This window comes from Kitasatospora sp. NPDC056327 (genome assembly GCF_042261735.1).
Taxonomy (GTDB): Bacteria; Actinomycetota; Actinomycetes; order Streptomycetales; family Streptomycetaceae; genus Kitasatospora.
The window spans coordinates 1-2,319 of record NZ_JBHJRC010000518.1 but is presented as its reverse complement, the minus strand read 5'-3'; the positions used below and the strand labels follow the sequence as shown (position 1 = coordinate 2,319).

2 protein-coding genes are annotated in these 2,319 nt (G+C 76.8%); one reads left to right on the top strand and one right to left on the bottom strand.

Translation table 11 applies throughout. The features are described from left to right. Positions 1–879, bottom strand: an 879-nt coding sequence (locus ACFCX4_RS35955) for a BTAD domain-containing putative transcriptional regulator (RefSeq protein ID WP_376151641.1), incomplete at its 3' end; no start/stop codon positions are given. A gap of 328 nt (positions 880–1,207) precedes the next feature. On the opposite strand from ACFCX4_RS35955, the gene ACFCX4_RS35950 reads away from it, so the two are divergent. Continuing rightward, positions 1,208–2,239 carry a hypothetical protein gene (locus ACFCX4_RS35950; RefSeq protein ID WP_376151639.1) on the top strand — a complete coding sequence of 344 codons (1,032 nt, stop codon included), beginning with the start codon at positions 1,208–1,210 and terminating at the stop codon, positions 2,237–2,239. Positions 2,240–2,319 lie beyond the last annotated feature (80 nt).

Here is a 2,319-nt window from a genome sequence, read left to right as displayed (position 1 = left end):
AGCGCCGCCCACCGGTCCGCCGCCCGCCGCACCCGCCGCCGGGCCCGGCCCGCCCGCGGTCGGCGCGGTCGGCGGCGGGGCCAGGGGCGGGGCGGCCTGGGCCGGCGCCGTCAGGGCCGGATCCGCCTCCAGGATCCGCCGGTGCAACTGCTCCAGCTCCGCGCCCGGCCCCACTCCCAGCTCCGCCAGGAACAGCTGCCGCACGGCCCGGAACACCGCCAGCGCGTCCGCCTGCCGCCCGGCCTGGTACAGCGCGCGCATCAGCAGCCCGTACGCCCGCTCGTGCAGCGGGTGTTCGGTGGTGAGCGCGGTCAGTTCCGGGATGCAGCGCGAGTAGCGGCCCAGCCCCAGGTCCAGGCCGATCCGCTCCTCCAGCAGGGTCAGCCGCAGCTCCTCCAGCCGCTGCCGGTGCCGCTCCGCGAAGGGCCCGGGGATCCCGGCCAGCGGTTCGCCCTGCCACAGTTCCAGCGCCTGGTTGAGCAGGTCCCGGGCGCGCAGCGGCTCGCTCCGGGCGGTCCGCTCCGCCTCGGCGGCCAGTGACTCCGCCTGCGCGGAGTCCACCGCCAGCTTCGGCAGCACCAGCCGGTAGCCGTCGCCCATCGAGACCAGCACGCTGCCCGGCGCCCGCTCCCCGGGCGCCCCGGTGCGGCCGTCCCCCTCGTCCTCCCCGGGCAGCACCGCGTCCAGCACCTTGCGCCAGCGCCACGCGTACGTCCGCACGGTGGTCATCGCCGCACCCGGCGGCTCCTCGCCCCACAGCGCGGCGATCAGGTCGGTGGCGCTCGCCGAGTGGCCGGGCCGCAGGAGGAGCACGGCCAGCATCGCCTGCTGCTGCGGGCTGCCCACCTTGAGTGCCGCCGCACCGCGGTGAGCCCGCATCAGACCCAGTACGGAAAAACGGAGATCGCCCATCCTGCCCCCTGTTGCCCCAGGACAGTGCCCGCCCCGCTCGTGCACATGTCAGTTATGTGTGACGTTACTAACCACAGGGCCGGGCCCGCTGTCGAGGCTCCGTTGAGCCTGCGGTGACCGGGCGTTGACCCCGACCGGCGAGAATCACCGTGCCGGGGGCCCGCCGGAGACGGTCCGGTCCGCCCCTCCTTCACCTCCCGCGACCGGTCACCCCCTGTGCCCGGCCGTGATTGCCCTCGCCTTCGGCCGTCGGCGGCGTCGGGCGCCATGACGATACCTTCGGAGGCGGACGTCCGTGAACACCGCTTTGCTGTACAACCTGCTCGGCGTCGACCCGGCCGACGGGCCGGCCGAACTGCTCCAGCGCGCCCGCTCCGGCCGCCACCTGCCCCACCTCGTGCTCTCCGCCCTCGCCCGCGAGGACGTCCGGATGGGCGAGCCCGCCCGTGCCGAACTCCGCCGCGCCCGCGCCCGCGCCGACCACTACACCCGCCTCGCCCACGACCTCGCCCGCTCCACCGGCGTGCGCGCCATCCACGGCCTCCCGCTGGCCGGCTACTACCCGGCGGGCCTGCTGCGTCCCCAGGCCTCCCTCGACCTGGTCGCCCCGGGCGAGGCCGCGCTCTGGCAGGCCGTCGTCCGCCTCGTCACCGAGCACCCGGTGGAGACCATCGACGTCACCCTGCTCGGCGACCGCCCGCACCACACCGCCGTCACCGTCCGCTGGCCCGCCGAGGACCCGCTGCTCGACCCCTGGTACCGCGTCCACCTCACCACGGCCGCGCTGCCCGGCGACGGCGCGACCGTGCCGGTCCGCCCGTTCCTGGTCGCCGACGACCACGTCGAATGCCTCATCGCGCTCGCCGAGTCGCAGCTGCACCGCCCGGACGCCCCCGGCCTCGACCCGCTCACCCTCCTCGACCTCTCCTGTCTCACCCACCAGCCCTTCGAACCCACCGAGACCGCCGCCGTCCTCGCCGCCTATCGCCTCGCCCCCGAGGCCGCCGCCCTCCTCGACCTCGCCGCCCCGCGCCTCCCGCTCGGCGCCCTCGCCGCCGTCCGGGCCGCCCTCGCCCCGGAACTCGCCCCCGAACACCGCCGCCGCACCGAGACCACCGCCCCCCGGCTGCCCACCCGCCACGGCACCCTGCTGCGCCGCACCGTCATCCGTCACACCTGGGACGAGGCCCGCCTGCTCCCGGCCGGGGACCGCACCAGCCTGCTGCTCACGCCCGTCGCCGACTACCTGCTCGCCCCGGCCGCCGTCACCCCCGGGGACCGCGCCGCCGCGCTCGCCGTGCTCCAGGTCTGGGACGGGCAGTCCTGACAGGCCGTCCGCCTCCGTCGGCCCGGCCGGCCCACCCGGGTACGGCGAAGGGGTGCACGGCCGCCACGGCGGCCGTGCAC